Source organism: Kitasatospora sp. NPDC032757, from assembly GCF_055579305.1.
Map to the genome: position 1 here is coordinate 67,600 of NZ_JBVINN010000009.1, position 19,650 is coordinate 87,249.

At 72.0% G+C, this 19,650-nt stretch carries 7 protein-coding genes and 2 pseudogenes; 4 read left to right on the forward strand and 5 right to left on the reverse strand.

The window, feature by feature from the left end; all coding sequences use genetic code 11:
- Positions 1–38 precede the first annotated feature (38 nt).
- Positions 39–191, forward strand: a pseudogene (locus ACZ5WK_RS14110) (exodeoxyribonuclease III); the annotation flags it as partial.
- A gap of 280 nt (positions 192–471) precedes the next feature.
- Here ACZ5WK_RS14110 and ACZ5WK_RS14115 read toward each other — a convergent pair.
- Positions 472–6,606, reverse strand: coding sequence for a DNRLRE domain-containing protein (locus ACZ5WK_RS14115; RefSeq protein WP_465547593.1), 6,135 nt, complete (start codon positions 6,604–6,606; stop codon positions 472–474).
- Between the two features lie 341 nt (positions 6,607–6,947).
- Here ACZ5WK_RS14115 and ACZ5WK_RS14120 point away from each other — a divergent pair, with 341 nt between their 5' ends.
- Together ACZ5WK_RS14120 and ACZ5WK_RS14125 are read left to right on the forward strand one after the other, a co-directional pair.
- Positions 6,948–7,943, forward strand: a complete 996-nt coding sequence (locus tag ACZ5WK_RS14120; protein ID WP_465547594.1) for a LysR family transcriptional regulator — start codon at positions 6,948–6,950, stop codon at positions 7,941–7,943.
- 194 nt (positions 7,944–8,137) lie between these two features.
- Positions 8,138–8,284, forward strand: a pseudogene (locus ACZ5WK_RS14125) (exodeoxyribonuclease III); the annotation flags it as partial.
- Positions 8,285–8,579: 295 nt separating this feature from the next.
- On the opposite strand, the gene ACZ5WK_RS14130 reads toward ACZ5WK_RS14125, so the two are convergent.
- From ACZ5WK_RS14130 to ACZ5WK_RS14145, 4 genes are all read right to left on the reverse strand, one after another.
- Entirely contained in the window at positions 8,580–9,350 is a 771-nt protein-coding gene (locus ACZ5WK_RS14130) for a hypothetical protein (RefSeq protein WP_465547595.1), read from the reverse strand.
- A 348-nt stretch (positions 9,351–9,698) separates the two neighbouring features.
- Positions 9,699–9,857, reverse strand: a complete 159-nt coding sequence (locus tag ACZ5WK_RS14135) for a hypothetical protein (RefSeq protein WP_465547596.1) — start codon at positions 9,855–9,857, stop codon at positions 9,699–9,701.
- Between the two features lie 32 nt (positions 9,858–9,889).
- Positions 9,890–10,876, reverse strand: coding sequence for a TauD/TfdA family dioxygenase (locus tag ACZ5WK_RS14140; RefSeq protein ID WP_465547597.1), 987 nt, complete (start codon positions 10,874–10,876; stop codon positions 9,890–9,892).
- Positions 10,876–18,189 carry an amino acid adenylation domain-containing protein gene (locus tag ACZ5WK_RS14145; protein ID WP_465547598.1) on the reverse strand — a complete coding sequence of 2,438 codons (7,314 nt, stop codon included), beginning with the start codon at positions 18,187–18,189 and terminating at the stop codon, positions 10,876–10,878. Before ACZ5WK_RS14145 ends, ACZ5WK_RS14140 begins: the two co-directional genes overlap by 1 nt.
- 182 nt (positions 18,190–18,371) lie before the next feature.
- Between ACZ5WK_RS14145 and ACZ5WK_RS14150 the strand changes: the two genes are divergently transcribed.
- On the forward strand, positions 18,372–19,622 hold the full coding sequence (locus tag ACZ5WK_RS14150; protein WP_465547599.1) for an MFS transporter: 1,251 nt from the start codon (positions 18,372–18,374) through the stop codon (positions 19,620–19,622).
- Positions 19,623–19,650 lie beyond the last annotated feature (28 nt).

The following is a 19,650-nucleotide window of genomic DNA, read 5'->3' on the forward strand; positions in this document are numbered from 1 at the left end:
ATGGTCAATTCGCCCGCGTCGTCGAGCAGTTTTGACAATTCGACAACGATGCGGCATGGAGCATTGACCTCGTCGTCACCACTGGAAACCTCGCCGAGAAATGCGTCGAGGCCTACGTCGAACGTGCCGCCTCGCATGCCGAGCGCTGGAGCGACCACGCCCCCGTCACTGCCGTGTTCGACCTGAACTGACCGGCATGCAAGAAGCCATTGTCGTACCGATCTTGGCGGACATGGATTCGGTTGGTCCAGCCCGGCCGGTGGTCTTGCCACCTGTCAGGAATGAAGGCAGGGCCTCTGGGTGCGGCTCGGGGTTGTCGAGACCTTGAGCGCACCAGGAGGCCCTGCCGCCGCTGTTGTAAGCCCTGATCGGGCGATCGCCCGCCTGCGGTGACACCACAGCACACCAGGGAACCACGACCGGCCGGCCCGAGGGCGTACCCCGGGCCGGCCGGTCGAGCACGGTCTTCGGTCAGTACCGGGCGTGCACCCGGTAGATCGGGCGGTCCGGCACCCACCAGTGGCTGGAGTTCCAGATTCCGAAGACGAACTTCACCCCGTGGCTTCCACGCTTGTTGGCGGCCTTGAGGAACTGCTTGCCGACCCGCCTCAGGAGGAAGGCCACGGTCCGCAGGAAGGCCGCGGCGGCCTTGGCGGCCCAGTGCGGGAGCCTCCCCGTGATCCTCGAGATGCCCTGGCCGATCTTGCCGGAGACGTACAGCAGGGTGCCGATGGTGTTGCCCTCGGCCCGGCTGAAGTACACCGTCCACTTCTTCTGCCAGTTCATGCCGGTCAGGTCGTCCATGGTGATGGGGTCGACCGGGTAGCCATAGGCGTTGGGCGAGCCCTCCAGGACCGGGTCGGTCTGCAGGAAGCGGCCGGTGGTCGGGTCGTACACCCGGACGCCCATCAGGGTGAGGCCGGAGAGCTCGTCGGCCTCGCGCTGCGCGCCGCCGAGCCAGCCGTACTCGGTCGAACCGGTGGCGTCCACCAGGCTGCCGTACTCGTCGTAGTGGTAGACGGCGAGGTCCTGGGTGCCGTCGGGCGACAGCTGGACCGACACGTCACCGTGCAGGTTGGTCAGCAGCAGGACCGCCCCGCCGTCGGGGCCGGTGGCGGCCGTGAGCTGGCCGGTGAGGTCCTGGACGTGGCGGACCAGCCGGCCGGCGGCGTCCTTGGACCAGGCGGGGCTGTCGGTGGCGCCGTCGAAGTGGTTGGTCGACAGGCCGGTGACCGCCCAGGTGCCGTCGGTGCCCCCGGTCTCGGTGGTGCTGGTCGCGAGGCGGCCGGAGGCGTCGAGGTCCCAGGTCTTGCGGGTGTCGCCGAGGGTCTCGGTGCGCACCAGGTCGTTGGTGTAGTAGCTCAGCTGGGTGCCCTTGGGCAGGGCGGTGGTGCGGCCGTAGGCGTCGTACACGTAGCCGGTGTCGGTGAGGCGGTCGGCAGTGTCGTAGCCGTGGTTCTCCGTCTTGTTGACGGTGTCGTTGGTCGCCGGGTCGCAGTCGTCGGTCGTGGTGGTGCGGTTGGTGCGGTTGCTGCTCTTGTCGAAGGTGTAGGTCCGGGTGGCGCAGGCAAGGCCGGTGGTGTCGGCGGCCTTGAGGAGCCGGCCGGTGGCGTCGTAGGTGTAGGTGACGGTGGTGCTCTTGCCGTCGGACTGGGTGCGGCCGGCCTGCTGTCCGTGGACGGTGTGGTCCGCGTTGTCGGCGAGCAGGACCGCTCCCGCCTGGTTGGTGTAGGTCTTGCCGGTCTGGATGCCCCGGCTGTCGTAGGTGTTGGTGAGGGTGTTGCCGCCGGGCAGGGTCTGGGTGAGCAGCCGGCCCTCGATGTCGTAGGCGGCGGTGAAGGTGCCGGCGACGGAGTCGGTGAGCGAGGTGGGCAGGCCGCGCGGGTCCTTGGCGGTGTCGTAGCCGTAGGTGGTGGTGGACGGCACGGAGTCGGACCTCTTGACCACCCGGTCGAGCTTGTCGTACTCGGTGGTGGTGACGTTGCCGGCGCCGTCGTCGTAGGCGACCTGGCGGCCGAGCCTGTCGTAGGCCTGGGTGATGGTGGCCTTTCCGTTGCCGGTGGTGGCCGGCTCGCCGGTGGCCGGGTCGTAGGTGAAGACGGTGTCCGGGACGGCGGTCCCGGTGCCGCCGCTGACGGTGGCCTTCACGAGTCGGCCGGCGGCGTCGTAGCTGCGGGTCGTCGTCCGGGTGGCGCCGTTGGCGACCTCGGTGATGACCGTGACGTTGCCCCAGCGGTCGTACTGGTAGGTCTTGGTCGGCAGCTGGAGCGGGTTGGCGCCGCCGCCGGCGATCTGCGCGGCGGGGGCGGTGGAACAGACCAGGTCCGCCCACTCGGGGTGGCCGGCACACGCGCCGGAGCCGTTCGGGCCGTAGTACGCGGTCACCGTGGTGGACGCGTCCGAGCCGTTGGAGTTCGGGCGGCTCTGCGCGGTCACCCGGCCGCCGGCGTCGTAGCCGGTGGCCGTCGTGATCTTCAGGCCGGCCGGGTCCTGCACGGACCGGGTGGGCAGCCCCTGGGCCCAGTCGTAGGAGGTGGCGGTGGTGCGGGTGTCGGCGTCGGCGTCGGCGGTGTAGCCGTCGATCCGGGCACCGACCGTGCTGGACGTCGCGCGGTCGCTGACCGCGGCGTCGGCCGGGCGGCCCTCGTCGTAGGCGGTGACGGTGTGGGCGCGGGCCGCGACCTCGGCGCCGGCCGTGAGGGCAGGGCTGCTGCCGGAGGCGGCCAGGTCGTGCTCCAGGGTGACCAGCCGGATCGGGTCGTACTGCTCGGTGAGGCGCTTGCCGTCGGCCGAGTAGACCGAGGCGGAGGAGAGCAGCTGGGCGCGGTCGGCGGTCGAGCGGCCGGCGATCCCGAGCGTCTGGAGCTTGGCGAGGCCGGCGCCGGTGGTGGCCAGGGCGAGGATGCGGTTCTCCGCGGAGAGGGTCCGCACCGGGCTGCCGTAGGCGTTGTACTCGGTGGTGGTGATGCCGCCGCCGGGGGTGGCGGTGTTGACCTCGCGTCCGGAGGCGTTGGTGTAGGTCAGCTTGGCGCGGGCGTAGGCGGCGGTGCCGAGTGCCTTGCCGTCGTGGCCTGCCGGGACGGCGTCGGGCGGCAGTACGGCGGTGGCGTCGGTCGGGGCGTCGCTCTGGCCCCAGGCGGCGACGTCGGAGGGCGCCAGCGGGTAGGGGGCGTTGGCGCCGCTCAGCGGGACGTCGTAGACCACCGAGGTGGTCGCGGTGCCGTCGGTGACGTCCTTGCTGCCCTGCTTGAGGGTGGGCCGGGAGGCGGCGAGCAGCATGCCGTCGCCCGCGGTGGCGGCGTTGCCGGCCTTGCCGTACTCCAGGGTCCACGGCAGTTCGCCGGGCTCGGTCACGGTGGTGACCCGGCCGGAGGCGTCGTAGGCGTAGGCGGTCTTCAGCGCCGGGCTGATCCGCGGGTCCCAGACCTCGCGCAGCCGGCCCTGGTCGTCGTAGGCGTACTGCGCGACGACGACGGGGGTGGCGGCGGTGGCGCCCGCGTCGGTGGACCAGAGCCGGATCTGCTTCACCTGGCCGGCCGTGTCGCCGAAGGCGGACGCGCCGGCTGTAGTGGTGTCGGCGTAGACGTACTCCAGCACCCGGCAGCCGGCCGTGGACGGCACGGCGGCGCAGTTTGAGGCGGTCGCCGAGGTCGGCGCGACCACGTACTTCGGGCGGGCCAGGGTCTTGCCGCCGGCCACGACCTTCTCCGAGACCAGCGAGGTGGTGGAGTTGTCGCTGGGCAGCGAGGAGGTGGAGGCCTGCCAGGTGATGGCGGACGGGTCGACCTTGGCGAAGGTGACCGTGGTGCCGGCGGTGTCCCTCAGGGTGAAGGCACCGGTGAGCGCGCCGGTCAGGGTGAGGCCCTCGGCACCCGGCTCGGGCCTCCAGCCGCCGGCGCCGGTGGCGGTGAAGCCGACCTCGGCACCGTCGGCGGAGACCACCGACAGCGAGGTCGGCGAGGTCTGCCGGACGTAGGCGTAGTCGGCGTCGGTGATCTCGGCGGTGGTGCCGGAGCTCCACTGCGGGCCGAAGATCGCCGCCTGGCCCTCCTGCGCCGCGCCGCTGAGCGGCCCGCGGGAGGAGAAGGAGCGCTCGGCGGTCAGGCCGAAGCCCTCGGCATCGGTGGCGGAGAGGACGAGGTCACCGGTCAGGACGTTCACCTGGCCCGGGCCGACGTTGGCCATCGGGGCGTCACCGGCCCGGCGGTCCACGGTGATGGTGTTCGGCTCGGTCGCGGCGGTGGCGGCGGTTGCGGTGCCGTCGGTGAAGACCGCGCGGACGTCCACCGGGCCGTTCTCGGCCAGGGTGTCGGTGACGTTCCAGGTCAGCGTCGCCGGCTTGCCCTCCGGGGCCGCGAGGGGCCACCCGCTCACCGGCTTGCCGTCGGTGGTGGTCACGTTGGCGGTCGGGACGTCCTGCCAGGCGTCGGTCTCGCCGCGGCGGTACTGGTAGCGCACTCCGGTCGCGGTGCCCTGGCCCTCGGCGGCCAGCGTGGTGCGGCGGGCGGTGCGCTCGCCGGTGCCGGGGGCGGTCAGGGCGGCGCCCTTGCCGGCGTAGAAGGTGTACGTCCGGTCGGCGGAGACGTTGCCCGCCGCGTCCCGGCTGTGCGCGATGACGGTGTGCGCGCCCGCCTTGAAGGTGAGCGTCGCGTTGACCGGCGTGCCGGTGGTCGGCACGGTGACCCAGGTGCCGCCGTCCACCTTGTACTGGATGTCCTTCACGTCGCCGGTCGGCGGGGTGAAGGTGAAGGTGGCGCTGTAGTCACCGTTCCCGTCCGGGGTACCGGACCACTGGCCGGCCGGGAAGTCCCCGGAGGCGATAGTGGTCGCGCCCGGCGCGGTGGTGTCCACGGTGAACGAACGGAAGGCGGACCAGGCGCTGTTGGCGGTGCCGTCCCAGGAGCGGGAACGCCACTTGTAGCCGCCGGCGGGCAGCGCGGTGCCCGGTGTCCAGGTGAAGGTCGAACCCGAGGCCGCGTAGGCGGTGTGGCCGGACTGCAGTGCGCTGGTGCCGTTCGAGGCCCAGACCTCGAAGTCCAGCAGCACGTTGCCGCCGTCGGGGTCGGTCGCCTTCGCCGACAGCGCCGGCGTGGCATCGCCGGTGACCGCGCCGTCGGCCGGGGAGACCAGCGTGGAGACTGCCGGCGGGGTGTTGTAGGTCACCGACAGGTACGGCGTGTTGGAGGACGCGTTGCCGGAGTTGAATCTCTTCCAGCCGTACGGGTCGCTCTCGTCGGTGGCCCGGATGCCCAGGGAGTTCACCGGCTTGCCGTTGGCCGCCCAGGCTTTGACGAGCTCGGTGATGTCCTGGTTCACCCAGCCGTCGTTGCAGGAGCTGGAGTAGCCCTTGGTCGCGGTGGAGGTGGCCCACTTGTGGAACCAGGTGGGCTGCGCCGTCCACCGGGTGGCGGTGGTGGGGGTACCGGTGTCCCAGACCTCCCAGCCCTTCGCGGTGCACGACCAGCTGTGGAAGTTCCACAGGTTGAGCTTGCCACCGGTGACCTGCTTCCCACTGATCTTGGACATCGGGAACTGCAGGAAGGAGCGGGCGATCTGGCCGGAGCCGTTGTTGCCCAGCTTCAGCTCGGTCTGCGAGGACACGTCGGTGGCGTAGCCCTGCTGGACGAAGGTGTCGAAGCCGACGCCGATGTTGACGGCCGGGTCGATGGTGACCGGGTACTGGGTCCTCGGGTCGTTCAGGAACCCGGCGTCCGGGCTGAGCGTGAGGTCGACGGCGTCGCCGTGCTGGGTGACCTTCAGGCCGACCGGGGCGGTCCGGTTGTGGTCGCCGCTGCGCTCGTCGACCTGGGCGTCCCACATCACCGGCGCGGGCAGCCGGCCCTTCTCCTCCCCGCTCTTGGAATCGAGGAAGGAGACCGAGTCGTCCGGGTTGTGTCGGGCCGTCAGGCCGGCCACGTCCAGGGTGAGGGTGACACTGCCGTTGGCCGCGACGGCCGAGCGGTCCTTCAGCTCCAGAAACTGCTCGAAGCCGGTCCGGGTCGACTCGATCACCAGGTCGGTGGCGGTCAGCGCGTTCTCGTACCGGGCTCTGGTGCCGTCCACGGTGGGCGCCGGCAGGGTACCGCGCCAGGACAGCGCCATGCTCACGCCGCTGCCGTTGTCCAGCGACACCAACGGGACGGCCGGGGCCAGTTCGCTGCCGGCCGGGGCGCCGGCCGCCTTGAACTTCGACGCGGCGCCGGCCGGGGTGGCGCCCGCCAGGGAGAGGCCGAGCGGATGGCCTTTGGCCTTGACGGAGCCGTCCGGCTGCTTGGCCAGCGACACGTCGACCGGCTGGAAGACCCCGGACCCGTCCTTGAACCGGACCGGGCCGGAAGCCAGGTCGAGGGTGGTGGTGCCGTCCGGGTTGATCCAGGTGGTGGTGGACTCGGCGCGCTCGCCGGTCACCTCGATCCGGCGGTTCTCCAGCCGGGCCTTCAGGTGCGCGGTCGCGACGTCCTCGGCCTCGGCCGGACCGAGCGCCTTCGCCGGCTCAGGGACCGGCGCCTCCGGGGCGACAGCCACGGCCTGACCGGTCGTCATGATGACGGCGGCGGCCTCCGCGGCGAGCACCACGGCCAGGGCGACCGCGGTGTTGCGCAGCATGCCGGCGCGCCGGCGCCGGCATGCTGGTGGGACGGCTGAGGCGGCATCCCCGGCGCAGGGCCGGGGGACGCCGTTCGGGCGTGACATGGAACTCCTCGACGGTCGTGGAAAGTGACGGGACGCGCTGATCCGCGCGGTTTCTACAGGCCACTCCGGCTGCTGCGGCCATGTCGGCCGGATGCCGCCGAGCGGGCAGCCAGAAATGTTCACGCGGGGAGCAACTTCACCTGATGGCAGGACATTTGAGCCTGTCGGCCCCTGCACCGAGTCTCGTCCACCCATGGCTCGCTGCGGAAGTGATCAATGATGCATTGATGCACGGGTTTGATAGCCTTTTATGCATGGCCAGGGGCAGAGCATCCGATCCGAGCATGCATCAGCTAAGGCTGCTGCTCATCCTGTCCGAGGAACTGCACTTCGGCCGCGCTGCCCAGCGGCTGTTCATCAGCCAGTCGGCGCTCAGCCGCCAGATCCAGGCACTGGAGGAGACTCTCGGCCTTACCCTCCTCGATCGATCCACCCGGCGTGTGGTCCTCACCGCGGCCGGCGAGGACCTCCTGCCCCATGTGCGGGAGATGGTGGACGCCGCCGACAAGCTTCGGCAGGCCGCGGAGTCGGCCACGTGGGCAGGGGAACTCTCGGGACGACGGCTCACACTCGGCGCATACGTCACCTCGCTTCCCGTTCTTCGGGCGATCGTCGAACGCACCCGTGAGCGCCACCCCGGTCTGAAGGTCGAACTCCTGGAGGTGAGCTTCGCCGATCAGGCGCACGCCCTTCTGGAGGGGCGGGTTGACGCGGTCCTGTGCTTCGGGCCCGTACCATCGGGCCTCCAGGCCATGGAGGTGGCCACGGAACCCCGGCTCGTCTGCCTCCCCGACAGCCATCCGCTCGCCGACCGTGATCGCGTGGCCCTGGCCGAGCTCTCCGGCCTCCCGACCATCAGCCTCGCGGAGCACATCCCTCGGACCTGGCGCGACTACTGGGCAGCGGACCCTCGCCCCGACGGCACCGCCGTCCGCTACACCGATCACGGCGCGACGACGCTCGAGGCCATCGTCGCCGCCGTCGGCCTCGGCCACGGCATCGCCTTCGTGGCGGGCACCGCCGCCCAGCTCTTCCCGCGCCCGGGCATTCGCTATGTCGAAGTCGCCGACCTGTCCCCGTGCAACGCAGTCCTCGCCTGGTCGGCTGCCCGGCGGGACGAGACCATGTTGGCCGCCCTGCGTGACGTCGTCCGCGAGGCGCGCACGGTGACCCTGACGGCCGGACCGGACACCCCGTGGTGGAACACACCTCTCCAGCCCGACCGCCGACGCCGCGACGCCCGAAGGTGACCGGGGCCGAGGCAACCGGCTTTTGCTGCGACACCGTGCCCCACGTCCCCGTGCGTGTCCGGCACACGAGAACCCACCGCCGCAACCGGCGACAACGCCGTCATGCGGCCCACGGGAAGCCCTCTACCGTCCAGGCCGGCAGACACCCTCGAACACCCCCGCACTCGAACCGGTGGACGCTTTCGGAAAACGCGTCCACCGGCTGGAGAGTAGACCTAATTGTTTCTACAAAAGCCCTGGCCGAAAGGGCCGTCGAGGCCTACATCGAACGCGCCGCCACCCACGCCGAACGCTGGTCAGACCACGCACCCGTCACTGCCGTGTTCGACCTGAACTACTGACCCATGTCTCGGACCTGCCGCACTTCGCCGGTGCCGGGGGGTAGAACCCCTGATCGGCGGGCTCCCCGTCGACCAGGCACGGGGATTCGTACGCTTCCGGGGCTTCCCTCGGCTGTGGCAGCCGGAGCGAAGACATCACCCTCCACCGGTTTCCTGCCGTACGGGGAGCGCGCTCACGAGACGCTGACACAACCGGCCCTGGCATCCCGGCAGGACTGCTGCAGAGTCTCCGGCACCCCTCCATTTCCTGTGGGTTGCGGGTGTTCCGCAGAGCCCGCCGGCGCTCCGGCAGGAATCAGCGGGTGCGGCGCCGCCGGCCGGTGGCCCCGGTGGTGCGGGCGATGAACGCCGCACGTCCTTCGCCCGCCTCATCGACCGGCGGAATCGCGGCCCGTTGGCGGTCGGCGCGGTTCAGCAGCCACGCGGGGACGGTGGCGCGGGCCAGGTCGAGGAGGCTGTCGGTGAAGTGGATGTCGGCGAACGAGGATCCTTCCGGGTGGACCTGTCGGGCCGTGGTCCATTCGGCGAGCGCGCATGCGGCGCTCCTGGCCATCGACACGGTGTCGATGGCCAGGGCGTCTCGGCGTCCGCCGGTGGCGCGCCGCCAGGTCTCCTGCATCGCAGTAACCACTTCGTCCCGCAGACGGTGGAGTTCGTCCAGCGGAGTGTCGCAGAGCATATCGAAGCGTTCCTCACCATTCGTCTCCTCGAAGCGGCCCATCTGGCCCGCGTGAGTCGTGGCCGCGTACTCCCAGACGGCGAGTCGGGCAAGGCTGAACTCGTCGGAGTCCAGGTCGATCGCGGCCTCCAGGTCGCGCATGATGACGAGATCGTCCTCGGGCAGGCGGGGTGAGTTGAGGTGGGTCAGCACGCCGACCAGGCGTTCATCGGCCTCTTCCCGCGAGGCGCGGGCGAGATCGGGCAGCCGGCGCAAGTTCGCGCGCATCTTCCGGATTGCCATTCCACCTTCCTTGACATCGAGGACGGCTTCGGCCTCCGCCCGGTCGTAGAAGATGTCCTGCCCGGAGCCGGGGTCGTCAGGGACGGCGTCCGCGATCCTGGCCACCTCATCGCGATGGCGTTGCCGGTGTGGGAAGTACGTCCTGACCAGTGCCAACTTCAGTGGGAGTTCCGGAATTTGGGCGCTGTCACAGAAGAAGGCAGCAGGACCGTGTCGTCCAGCCGGCGGCCGGGCCGGTGCCGGCGCGCCAGCGCGCGGGCGAGGTCGTTCACTTCCTGCGGGTAGGAGGTGCTGGTGCCGGCCCGCCCCAGGAACAGCCCGTCGGGAGCAGGTAACAGGCCCGAGCAACGCCAGCGTTCGAGCTGGGCAAGGGTGGAGGTCCGCCCGGCGAGCCGGGCGGACCTCCACCTGCCCCGGAACCACGCGTGCACGTCCGGTCAGGGGTCGGCCTTCTCAGAGGTAGGCCTTCTGGAAGTCGGCCTGCCCGAACGCCTCACCACGGCCGGCGCCGGACGCCACGGCGCCCGGCGGGCCGCCGGGGTCCGCGACGCTCCGCAGGTCACGCGCGGCGGGGACGGGCGCGCCGCCGGTGGCCGTGAGCGAGGTGCGCACCCCGTACACGATCGCCTGCAGGTTGTCGGCCGCTAACCGAGCAGCACATGGCCGTCGCCCGGCCGGTGGGAGAGCGAGCGGCGCAGGTCGCGTGCCGCGAACGAGCGCTGCAGCCAGCGGTCCCGCCCGTCGTAGCGCGGGGTGAACTCGGTCCGGCCGTGCGCGGTCACCGAGTTGTCGACGATGGCCAGGTCGCCGGGGACGAGGTGGTGGGTGAGCGCGTGGCGGCCGAACAGGGACTGCAACGCGCGCAGGGCGGCTGCGGCCCGTTCGGTCAGCGGCTCGGTCGCCGCGAAGTCGACCACCATGTCCGGGTCGTCCGGCGCGCCGCTGAGCACCGCGTGCGGCTGCGGCTGTGTCGTCCCCGCCCCGAAGGACGGCGGCGGGCTGGTGACGAACTCGGGTCTGAACAGCACCGCGCGGTGGTCCTCACCGAGCAGCCGGTGGACCTGGCGGATGCACACGGTCCGCAGCCCGGCCACCCGTTCGTGGTCGGCCCGCAGGCACAGCAGCAGCACGTAGTCCGGCCGGTACGGGTGGAAGGCGTTCTCGGTGTGGAAGTCCAGCAGCACCGAGCCCTCGTTGCCCTGGAACTCCTCGTTGCCCGGCACCGGCACGACGTCCTGCACCATCGCGCCGGACTTCTCCGGGCGGAACGCGATGGGGTCGCCCAGCGCACTGGTGACGAGCATCAGCGCGCCCGCCGGGATGGTCGCCTCCCGCTGGACGGAGCCGCTGACCATCGGCGTGTCGGGCAGCAGCTCCTGGTCCACCGGCAGGCCGCGGACGAGCAGCGCCCCGGTGGGTCCGGAGTCGCGCCGGAAGGCCGAGAGGGACCTGCGCAGCGCCAGCGGCAGTTCGTGCCACCGTCGACCGGCCTCGCGCAGCCACCGGACGTCGTCGACGCGCCCGTCGGCCACCGGCAGCAGAGCCGCGGCGACCGCCTCCAGGGCCGGTGCGACGCCCGGGTCCAGCGCCACCACGCCCAGCTGCGAGTCGGCCGTGAGTATGGTCGGCATCACTTCACATCCCTCTTGCTCGCCGTGGTGTCGCTCTCGAACAGGCTGGTCAGCAGCTCGGCCACGTCCGCGACGTGGGGCGCGCGCAGGACACCGAGGTGGTTGCCGCTCACCCGGTGGACCTCGATCCCCTCGGTGGCCAGTTCGGCCCACCGGGCGGTGAAGTCCGTGAAGCTCACCCCGACCGCGACCTCGTGCTCGCCGGCGGCCAGTTCGTCGCCGGCCAGCAGGTGCAGCCGGGCGGGGACGGGCGTGTGGCGGTAGTCGAGCCGGGTCTGCAGCAGTTCCCGCCAGACCCGGACCCGGGAGGGCCAGAACTGGTCCCCGGGCACCGGCGGGTCCACCTCACCCTCATCGATGATCTTGGTGAGGACGGTCACCGCCTCCTGCTGGAGTTCGCCGATCCGCTCCCCGCTCGCCTCGGCGAGCTCGGCGAGCACCGCCTCGGCGTACTGGAACCTGCGCACGAAGTCGTGCATGTTCTCCCGCTCGTAGGTGTCCAGAGCGGGATCGAGCAGCATGAAGGTGACGTCCTCGCCGGCTGCCTGCAGCCGCCTGACCATCTCACTGGTGATCTGGCTTCCCCCGCACCAGCCGAGCAGCCGGTACGGCCCGGTCGGGGCGATCCGCCGCAGTTCGGCCAGGTTGAGCTCGGCGATCTGCTCGACGCTCTCCGGGGCGGGGCACGGCCGGGTCAGCCCGGGCCACTCGAACGCGGCCACCGGCTGGTCGGCCGGGAGGTGCTCGGCGAGTTCGGCGAACCAGTGCGCACTGCCCGGGTGGATGCAGAACAACGGCGGCTTGGTGCCCGCCCGGCGCAGCCACACGATCGAGTCCGCGGCCTGCGAGCCGGACGGGGTGTCGGCCCTCGCGTCCGTCACCGCGACGGCCAGTTCGGCCACCGTCCGGTGCCGGTAGAAGTCCTGGAAGGACAGCCGGTAGCCGTGCTCGGCACGGAGTTTGACGATCACCCGCATCACGGTCATGGAGTGGCCGCCGAGTTCGGCGAAGCTGTCGTCGATACCGACCTCGGCCACTCCCAGGGCCTCGGCCCAGGCCCTGGCCAGGATGTTCTCCACAGCCGTGCGCGGCGCCCGGTAGGGCCGGGTGGTCGTGGCCTCGTCGATCCGCGGCAGCGCGGCCAGGTCCACCTTGCCGCTCGGGGTCATCGGCAGGTTGTCGAGCACCAGGTACCTGGACGGCACCAGGTGGGCCGGCAGGATCCGGGCCAGCCGGTCGCGCAGCGCGACCGGGTCGAGCTCGGTCCCGTCGGCCGGCACCAGATAGGCGGCCAGCTCCCGCTCGTGGCTCGGCGTCGTGTGCACGCGCACGGCCACCTCGCGCAGTTCGGCCTCCCGGCGCAGCGCGGCCTCGACCTCGCCCGGCTCGATGCGGAAGCCGCGGATCTTCACCTGGTGGTCGACGCGGCCGGCGAACTCCAGCACTCCGTCGGCACGGTAGCGGGCCAGGTCCCCGGTGCGGTAGAGCCGCCCGCCGGGCACCGCGGCGTAGGGATCGGGCACGAAGCGCTCGGCGGTCAGGCCCGGCCGCTCCACGTAGCCGCGGGCCAGTTGCGCGCCACCGATGTACAACTCGCCCACCACGCCAACCGGTACCAGCTCCATCGTCCGGTCGAGCACCCGCATCGTGGTGTTGGAGAACGGCCGGCCGATCGGCAGCACGCCCGCTTCGAGGTCGGCCGCGGTGCCTTCGAGGTGGGAGCAGCCGACCGTGGTCTCGGTCGGACCGTACTCGTTGTCCACCACGGTGTCCGGCGCGAACTCGGCCCAGCGGGAGACCTTCTCCCGGGTCAGCTCCTCGCCGCCGGCGATCAGCCGGCCCGCCGCAGTGCGCAGGCCCTGGGGTGACAGCGACTGGTTGAGCAGGGCGAGGTGGGAGGGGGTCAGCTTGAGGATGCCGAACCCGCCCTGCTCCAGCGCCGCGACCAGGGCGTCGATCCCGGGCGTCCCGTCGTCCTCGACGAGCATGACCGGCTGGCCGGACAGCAGGGCGGGGAACAGCGAGGTGACCGGCAGGTCGAAGGCCATCGAGGAGTACAGCGGTGCGCCCGTGCCGCCCAGCGGGGTGTAGCCGCCCAGGCACCAGCAGACGTAGTTGACCACGTTGCGGTGCTCGATCATCACGCCCTTCGGCGTCCCGGTCGAGCCCGAGGTGTAGATGACGTAGGCGAGCGTGTCCGGTGTGGCGGTCCGCTCGAGGTTCTCCGGCGACTGGTCGGCGACCGCCGTGTCGGCGTCGACCAGGTACCGCTCGGCCGGGCAGTCGGCGAGCAGGCCGGTCAGCTCGCTCTGGGTGACGACCACCCGGGCTTCGGTGTCGGCGACCAGGGTGGCCTGCCGCTGCGCCGGGTGGGCCGGATCGAGCGGGAGGTAGGCGGCGCCGGCCTTGAGCACGGCGAGCAGCGCGACCACCAGCTCCGGTCCCCGCCGCAGCAGCACGCCGACCCGGGACTCCTGGCCGATGCCGAGCGAACGCAGGCGCCTGGCCAGGCGGTTGGCCCTGGCGTTGAGTTCGGCGTAGCCGACGGTCGTGCCGTCGGCGCACCGCAGCGCGGTCGCCTGCGGGGTGCGGGAGACCTGCTGCTCGAACAGCTCGTGCAGGCACAGCTCGGGGTAGGCGGTGTCGGGACCGGCGGCGAAGGAGAGCAGCAGGGACCTCTCACGCTCGTCCACGGCACTGTGGCGGGAGTCGCCGGCCGGGTCGGCGGCCATGCTCTCCAGGACCGTGCGGTACAGCCCGGCCAGCCGTTGCCCGTTGGCGCGGCTGATCCGCTCGGGCCGACCGGAGACGTACAGCACGCCGGGGAAGGTCCACACGTCCAGCCCGAACTCGTTCGGGCTGACGTCCACGACTTTCGCGGACTCGATGGGCCGGGTGTCCAGGACGTGGAAGTCCAGGTAGGTGAAGGCGATGTCGACCAGCGGCGTGCCGCCGCCCCACTCGCGCTGCATCTCCGGCAGCGGGAACCGGCGGTGCGGCCAGGCCGCCACCTCGGCGGCGAAGACCTGGCCGACCAGCTCGGTCCAGTTCGACCCGGTCAGCTCGACCCCCAGCGGCAGGGTGTTCAGGTGCATGCCGCGGACCAGGTCGCCGCCGTCGGTCTCCAGCCGCCCGTTGCAGACCAGGCCGGTGTGGAAGCGGTCGCTGCCGCTGATCACGCTGAGCACCTTCAGGTGCGCGGCGAACAGCACGCTCTTGAGCGGGGCCCCGGCGGCGGCCGCCAGCCGGCGCAGGCCGGGCTCCAGATCCTCGAACAGCACCGTTGTCTGGTACGGCGCCTCCCCGCCGTCCGGGGCGGCGGCCCAGGCGACCGGCAGCTCGACCCGGTCGAATCGGGAGACCTGCTCGCGCCAGAACGCGCGGTCCTCGGCGGACTCCAGCGAGCGCTTCTCCAGGGCGATGTGGTCGGCGAAGCGCACGGTGTGCGTGCCGGGAGCGGCCGCTTCGCGGCCGGCCCGCAGCGCCCGGTAGTCCGTCATCAGCTCATCGAGCAGCGAGTGGTGGCTCCAGCCGTCGAGGATGGCGTGGCACTCGATGAAGGAGAAGGTCCAACGGTCCTCGGCCGTCTGGTGCACGTGGAAGCTGAGCATCGGCGCCCGGCCGAGGTCGAAGGGGCTGCGCCGGGTGTCCGCGGTGAACCGCCGCAGCGTCTGCTCGGCCTCCTCGGCGCCGAGCGTGCGGAGGTCGTCGTAGCCGACCTCGATGGTGCCCCCGGCGTGCACCAGCTGGAGCGGCTCGGAAAAGCCGGTGAGATCGAAGCTGGTACGCAGGATCTCGTGCCGGCCGGCCAGCAGCCGCGCCGCCTCGCGCATCGCGGGCAGCGAGAACGGCGCGTCGTCGAGGAACGGGAACAGCGTGATGTTGTGGTACGGGCTGTCGTCCTGGTCCGAGACCATCTGGTAGGCCATGGCCGCCTGCACCATGGACATCGGGTAGGCGTCCGCCAGGCCGGCCGGCAGCTTCGCCCGGTCCATCGGCCTCAGCAGGGCGAACGGCTCGACCCGCTGCTCCTCCACGCCGCCGGCGTCCGCTGCCGTCGCCTGCGCGCCCGCCGACTGCGCGAACCGGGCGAGGGCCGAGACGCTCTGGTACACCAGCAGGTTCTGCACGGTCAGTTCGACCCCTCGCCGGCGCAGCGCTCCGACCACGCGGATGGCGCGGATCGAGTCGCCGCCCAAGGCAAAGAAGTTGTCCTGCGCGCCGACCCGTTCGAGCCCGAGCACCTCGGCCCAGGTCTCCGCGACGGTCCGCTCGACCGGGGTCCGGGGCGCGACGTACTCGTCGTCGGCCTGGGCCCGGTGCGCGTCCGGATCGGGCAGCGCCCGGCGGTCGGTCTTTCCATTGGCCGTCACCGGCAGCGTGTCCAGCGGGACGAAGACCGCGGGGACCATGTAGGCCGGCAGGACCCGGCCGAGGTCCTCGCGCAGCCGGGCCACATCGATCCGGCGGCCGGCCCCGGCCGTGAGGTAGGCGACCAGCCGCGCCTCGCGTTCGCCGCTGCGCCGGTGAGCGAGCACCACGCTCTTGTCGACGTCCGGGAGCCGGCCGAGGGCCGCCTCGATCTCGCCCGGCTCGATCCGGTGCCCGCGGATCTTGACCTGGTCGTCGGCCCGGCCGAGGAACTCGAGGTCGCCGCCCGGCCCGAAGCGCGCCACGTCGCCGGTGCGGTACATGCGCGCCCCCGGCTGCGTCGTGTACGGGTCCGGGCCGAATCGCTCCGCGGTCAGCGCCGGGCGGCCGAGGTAGCCGCGGGCCAGCCCGGGGCCGGAGACGAAGACCTGGCCGGGCATGCCGGCCGGCACCAGGTTGAGGTCGTCGTCCAGCAGGTAGACGCGCAGATCGCGCAGCGGCCGGCCGATCGGGCTCGGGCGCGTCCCGGCCGCCTCGGCCGCGTGCAGCGGGCGGTACGTCACGTGCACGGTGGTCTCGGTGATCCCGTACATGTTCACCAGGACCGGGCCGCTGTCGCCGAACCGGGCGAACCACGGCTCCAGCTCGGCCACGTCGAGGGCCTCGCCGCCGAAGACCACGGTCCGCAGCGCCAGAGCGTCCGGCCGCAGCCCGGCCTCGGCCACCGCCTCGCCCAGCACCCGGAAGGCCGAGGGCGTCTGGTTGAGAACGGTGACGCGTTCGGCGACCAGCAGCTCGAGGAAGTCCTGCGGGGAGCGGGAGACGGCGAACGGCACCACGACCGCCCGGCCGCCGTGCAGCAACGCCCCCCACAGCTCCCAGACCGAGAAGTCGAACGCGTAGGAGTGGAAGAGCGTCCACACGTCGGTGGGGCCGAAGCCGAAGTCGGCCTCGCAGGACCGTAGCAGCCGCAGCACGTTGGCGTGGGTCACCGGCACGCCCTTCGGCCTGCCGGTGGAGCCCGAGGTGTAGATGACGTAGGCCACGTTGTCCGCACCCGCACCCGCGGCGGGGGCGGGGGCGGTGTCCGGCCAGTCGCCCGCCGGGGCGTCGGTCGGCACCGTGGCGACCGCGTCGCCGGCCGGCTCCCGGCTGACCACGACGGACACCTCGGAGTCGGCCAGGATGTAGGCCAGTCGCTCGGCCGGCTGTCCCGGGTCGAGCGGCAGGTAGCCGGCCCCGGACTTGAGCACGCCGAGCAGGGCCACCACCAGGTCGAGGCCGCGCTCCAGGCGGACGCCGACCAGCTGGTCCGTCCGCACGCCCAGCGAGCGCAGCCGGTGGGCCAGCCGGTTGCTCCTGGCGTCGAGCTCGGCGTAGGTCAGGTCGGCGCCGTCGCAGCTCACCGCGACCGCGTCGGGGGTGCGCTCGGCCCAGCTCCGGAACACCTCGGGGATGCTCTGCCGGACCGGCTCGGTGGAGCCGGTCCCGGCCCAGTCGGTGAGCAACTGCTCGCGCTCGGGAGCGGTCAGCAGCTCCAAGCGGCTCACCGCGTGCTCCGGCGCGGCCACGGCGCCCTCCAGCAGCCGCAGGTAGTGGCCGGCCATCCGCTGGATCGTCGCCGGGTCGAACAGCGCGGTGGCGTACTCCAGATGGCCCACCATCGAGCCGTCCGGCCGCCGGACCAGGCCGAGACTGAGGTCGAACTTCGCGGTTTCCCAGTCGACCGGCCGCTGCTCGCCGCCCAGACCGGTGGGCGACCCGGCCGGCTCGGCATCGACCAGTTGGAAGGTCACCTGCACCAGCGGGGTGCGGGAGGCGTCCCGTTCCGGCGCGAACTCCTGGACCAGCAGCTCGAACGGGGTGTCCTGGTGCTCGAAGCCGCTCAGCACGTCCTCGCGCACCCGGGCGAGCAGCTCCACGAAGGACGGGTCGCCGGACAGATCGGTGCGCTGGACCACCGTGTTGACGAACAGGCCGATCAACTCGTGCGTGTCGGGGTGGTTGCGCCCGGCCACCGGGGTGCCGACCGCCACGTCGCTCTGCCGGCAGTACCGGCCGAGCAGCAGCTGGAAGGCGGCCAGTGTGACCATGAACGGCGTCGCGCCGTGCTCCCGGCCCAGCCGGACCAGGGCCTCGGCGAGCGTCTTCGGCAGCTCGAAGGAGACCTCGGCGCCGGCGGCGTCGCGCACCGGCCCGCGCGGCCGGTCGGTCGGCAGGCGGAGCGGCTCCAGGCCGGACAACTTCGAGCGCCAGTAGGTGAGCTGCTCGGCGAGCCGGGGGCCGGAGAGCCGTTCGCGCTGCCAGGCGGCGAAGTCCGCGTACTGCACCCGCAGCGGGGGCAGCGGGGAGGGCAGACCGGCCGCGAAAGCCGAGTACAGCCGGTCCAGTTCGGACAGCAGGACCGACTCCGACCAACCGTCGGAGGCGATGTGGTGCAGGGTCAGCAGCAGAGCGCACTCGTCGTCGGCCAGACGGACCAGCAGCGCCCGGATCGGCTGCTCGCCGGCCAGGTCGAACGGCCGCTCGCCGGCCTCGGCCACCAGCTCGGCGAACCGCTGCTCGGCGGCGTCCCGGTCGCTGCCGGACAGGTCGACCCGGGTGTAGGCGACGGCGCCGGGCGCGTCGATCACCTGCAGCGGCTCGTCGTCCACCGTCACGTACCGGGTGCGCAGCACCTCGTGCCTGGCGGCGATCTCGTCCAGCGCACGCCGCAGCGCCTCCTCGTCCAGTGGGCCGGGCAGTCTGAGCTGCAACGCCATCAGATATTCGGTGCCGCCCGGCTGGATCTGGTCGAGCACCCACAGGCGGCGCTGCGCGAACGACGGCGGCAACGAGCCGTCTCGGCACACCGTGGCGATCTCGTCGCTGTGCTTCGCCTTCGTCAGGCCTCGCAGGCGCCGCTGCAGCAACTCAGCGCGGGCAGTGGAGCTCGTGCTCATCTGGGCCTTCCTGTGTTTGCGGTGGTCAACCAGGAACTGGGGGGTGGGCTGGGCCTCAGCCTGCCGGGTGGGCGGCCGGCGTCGGCAGAGTCACTACGGCACACTTCGCACGGCTGTGACTGCGCGCGTGACTGCCGGTCCTTCTCTGCTCCCGGCCGTTCGCGCCCGCGCAGCATCGGCGCATGACAAAAAAGGTGCAACCGCTGCGGCACAACCGGGACTTCCTGCTGCTCTGGCAGGGCGCGGTGGTGTCCGAACTCGGTTCGAACGCCACGACGGTGGCCTATCCGCTGCTGGTCCTCTACCTCACCGGCTCGCCCGCCAGCGCCGGGTTCACCGGGTTCGTCGCGCTCCTGCCGCAGTTGCTGTTCCAGCTCCCGGCCGGCGCGCTGGTCGACCGGTGGAACCGGCGACGGGTGATGATCTGGTGCGACGTCCTGCGCGGCCTGGCCATCGGCAGCCTGGCCCTGGCCCTGGCCGCCGACCGGCTGGTGCTGGCGCACGTGCTGGTCGTCGGGTTCATCGAGGGCACGCTCACGGTGTGCTTCGGGATCGCCGAGGCGGCGGCCGTGACCACCCTGGTGGACCCCTCGCAGTACGCGCTCGCGCTGGCCCGCAACGAGGCGCGCACCCGGGGAGCCGTTGTGTTCGGCCAGCCGCTCGGCGGTCTGCTGTTCGGGCTCGGCAGGGCGATCCCGTTCCTCTTCGACGCGGTCAGCTACGCGGTGTCGCTGACCACGCTGCTGATGATCAGGAAGGACTTCCGGGCCGAGCCGGCCGACCGGCCGGGTCGGCTGACCACGGAGCTCGCCGCCGGGATCTCCTGGCTGTGGCGCCAGCCCTTCCTGCGCGTGACCACCCTGCTGGTCGCGGGCAGCAACCTGCTGTTCCAGGCGCTGTTCCTGACCGTCATCGTGATCGCCCGCGCCGACGGCGGTTCGTCGGGCGCGGTCGGTGTGATGTTCGGCGTGGCCGCGGTCGGCGGGGTGCTCGGTTCGCTGGCCGCGCCCGCGCTGGAGCGCCGGCTGTCGATGAGGACCGTGGTGATCGGGGCGAACTGGGCGTGGGCGCTGGTGGTCCCGGTGCTGCTGGTGGTGCACGACCCCTATCTGATCGGGGCGGTGTACGCGCTGATGTGCTTCGTCGGCCCGGTGTGGAACGTGGTGGTGGTGGCCTACCAGCTCGCAGTGACGCCGGATCGCATTCTGGGCCGGGTGCAGGGCGCGGCACGCATGATCGCCTTCGGAGCCATCCCGCTCGGCTCGCTGGTCGGCGGTCTGCTGCTGCGCTGGATCAGTGCCGGTGCCACGGTGGCGGTGCTGTCCTGCTGGATGCTCTTTCTCGCGGTCGCCGCGAGCGTCAGCCCCGCGATCCGCAAGGCGCCGAGCCTGGCCGAGCTGCACGCGCCGGAACCCGTGGCGGCGGCCGGCTGAACCACCGTGCGATGCCCCGCTCGTCGTC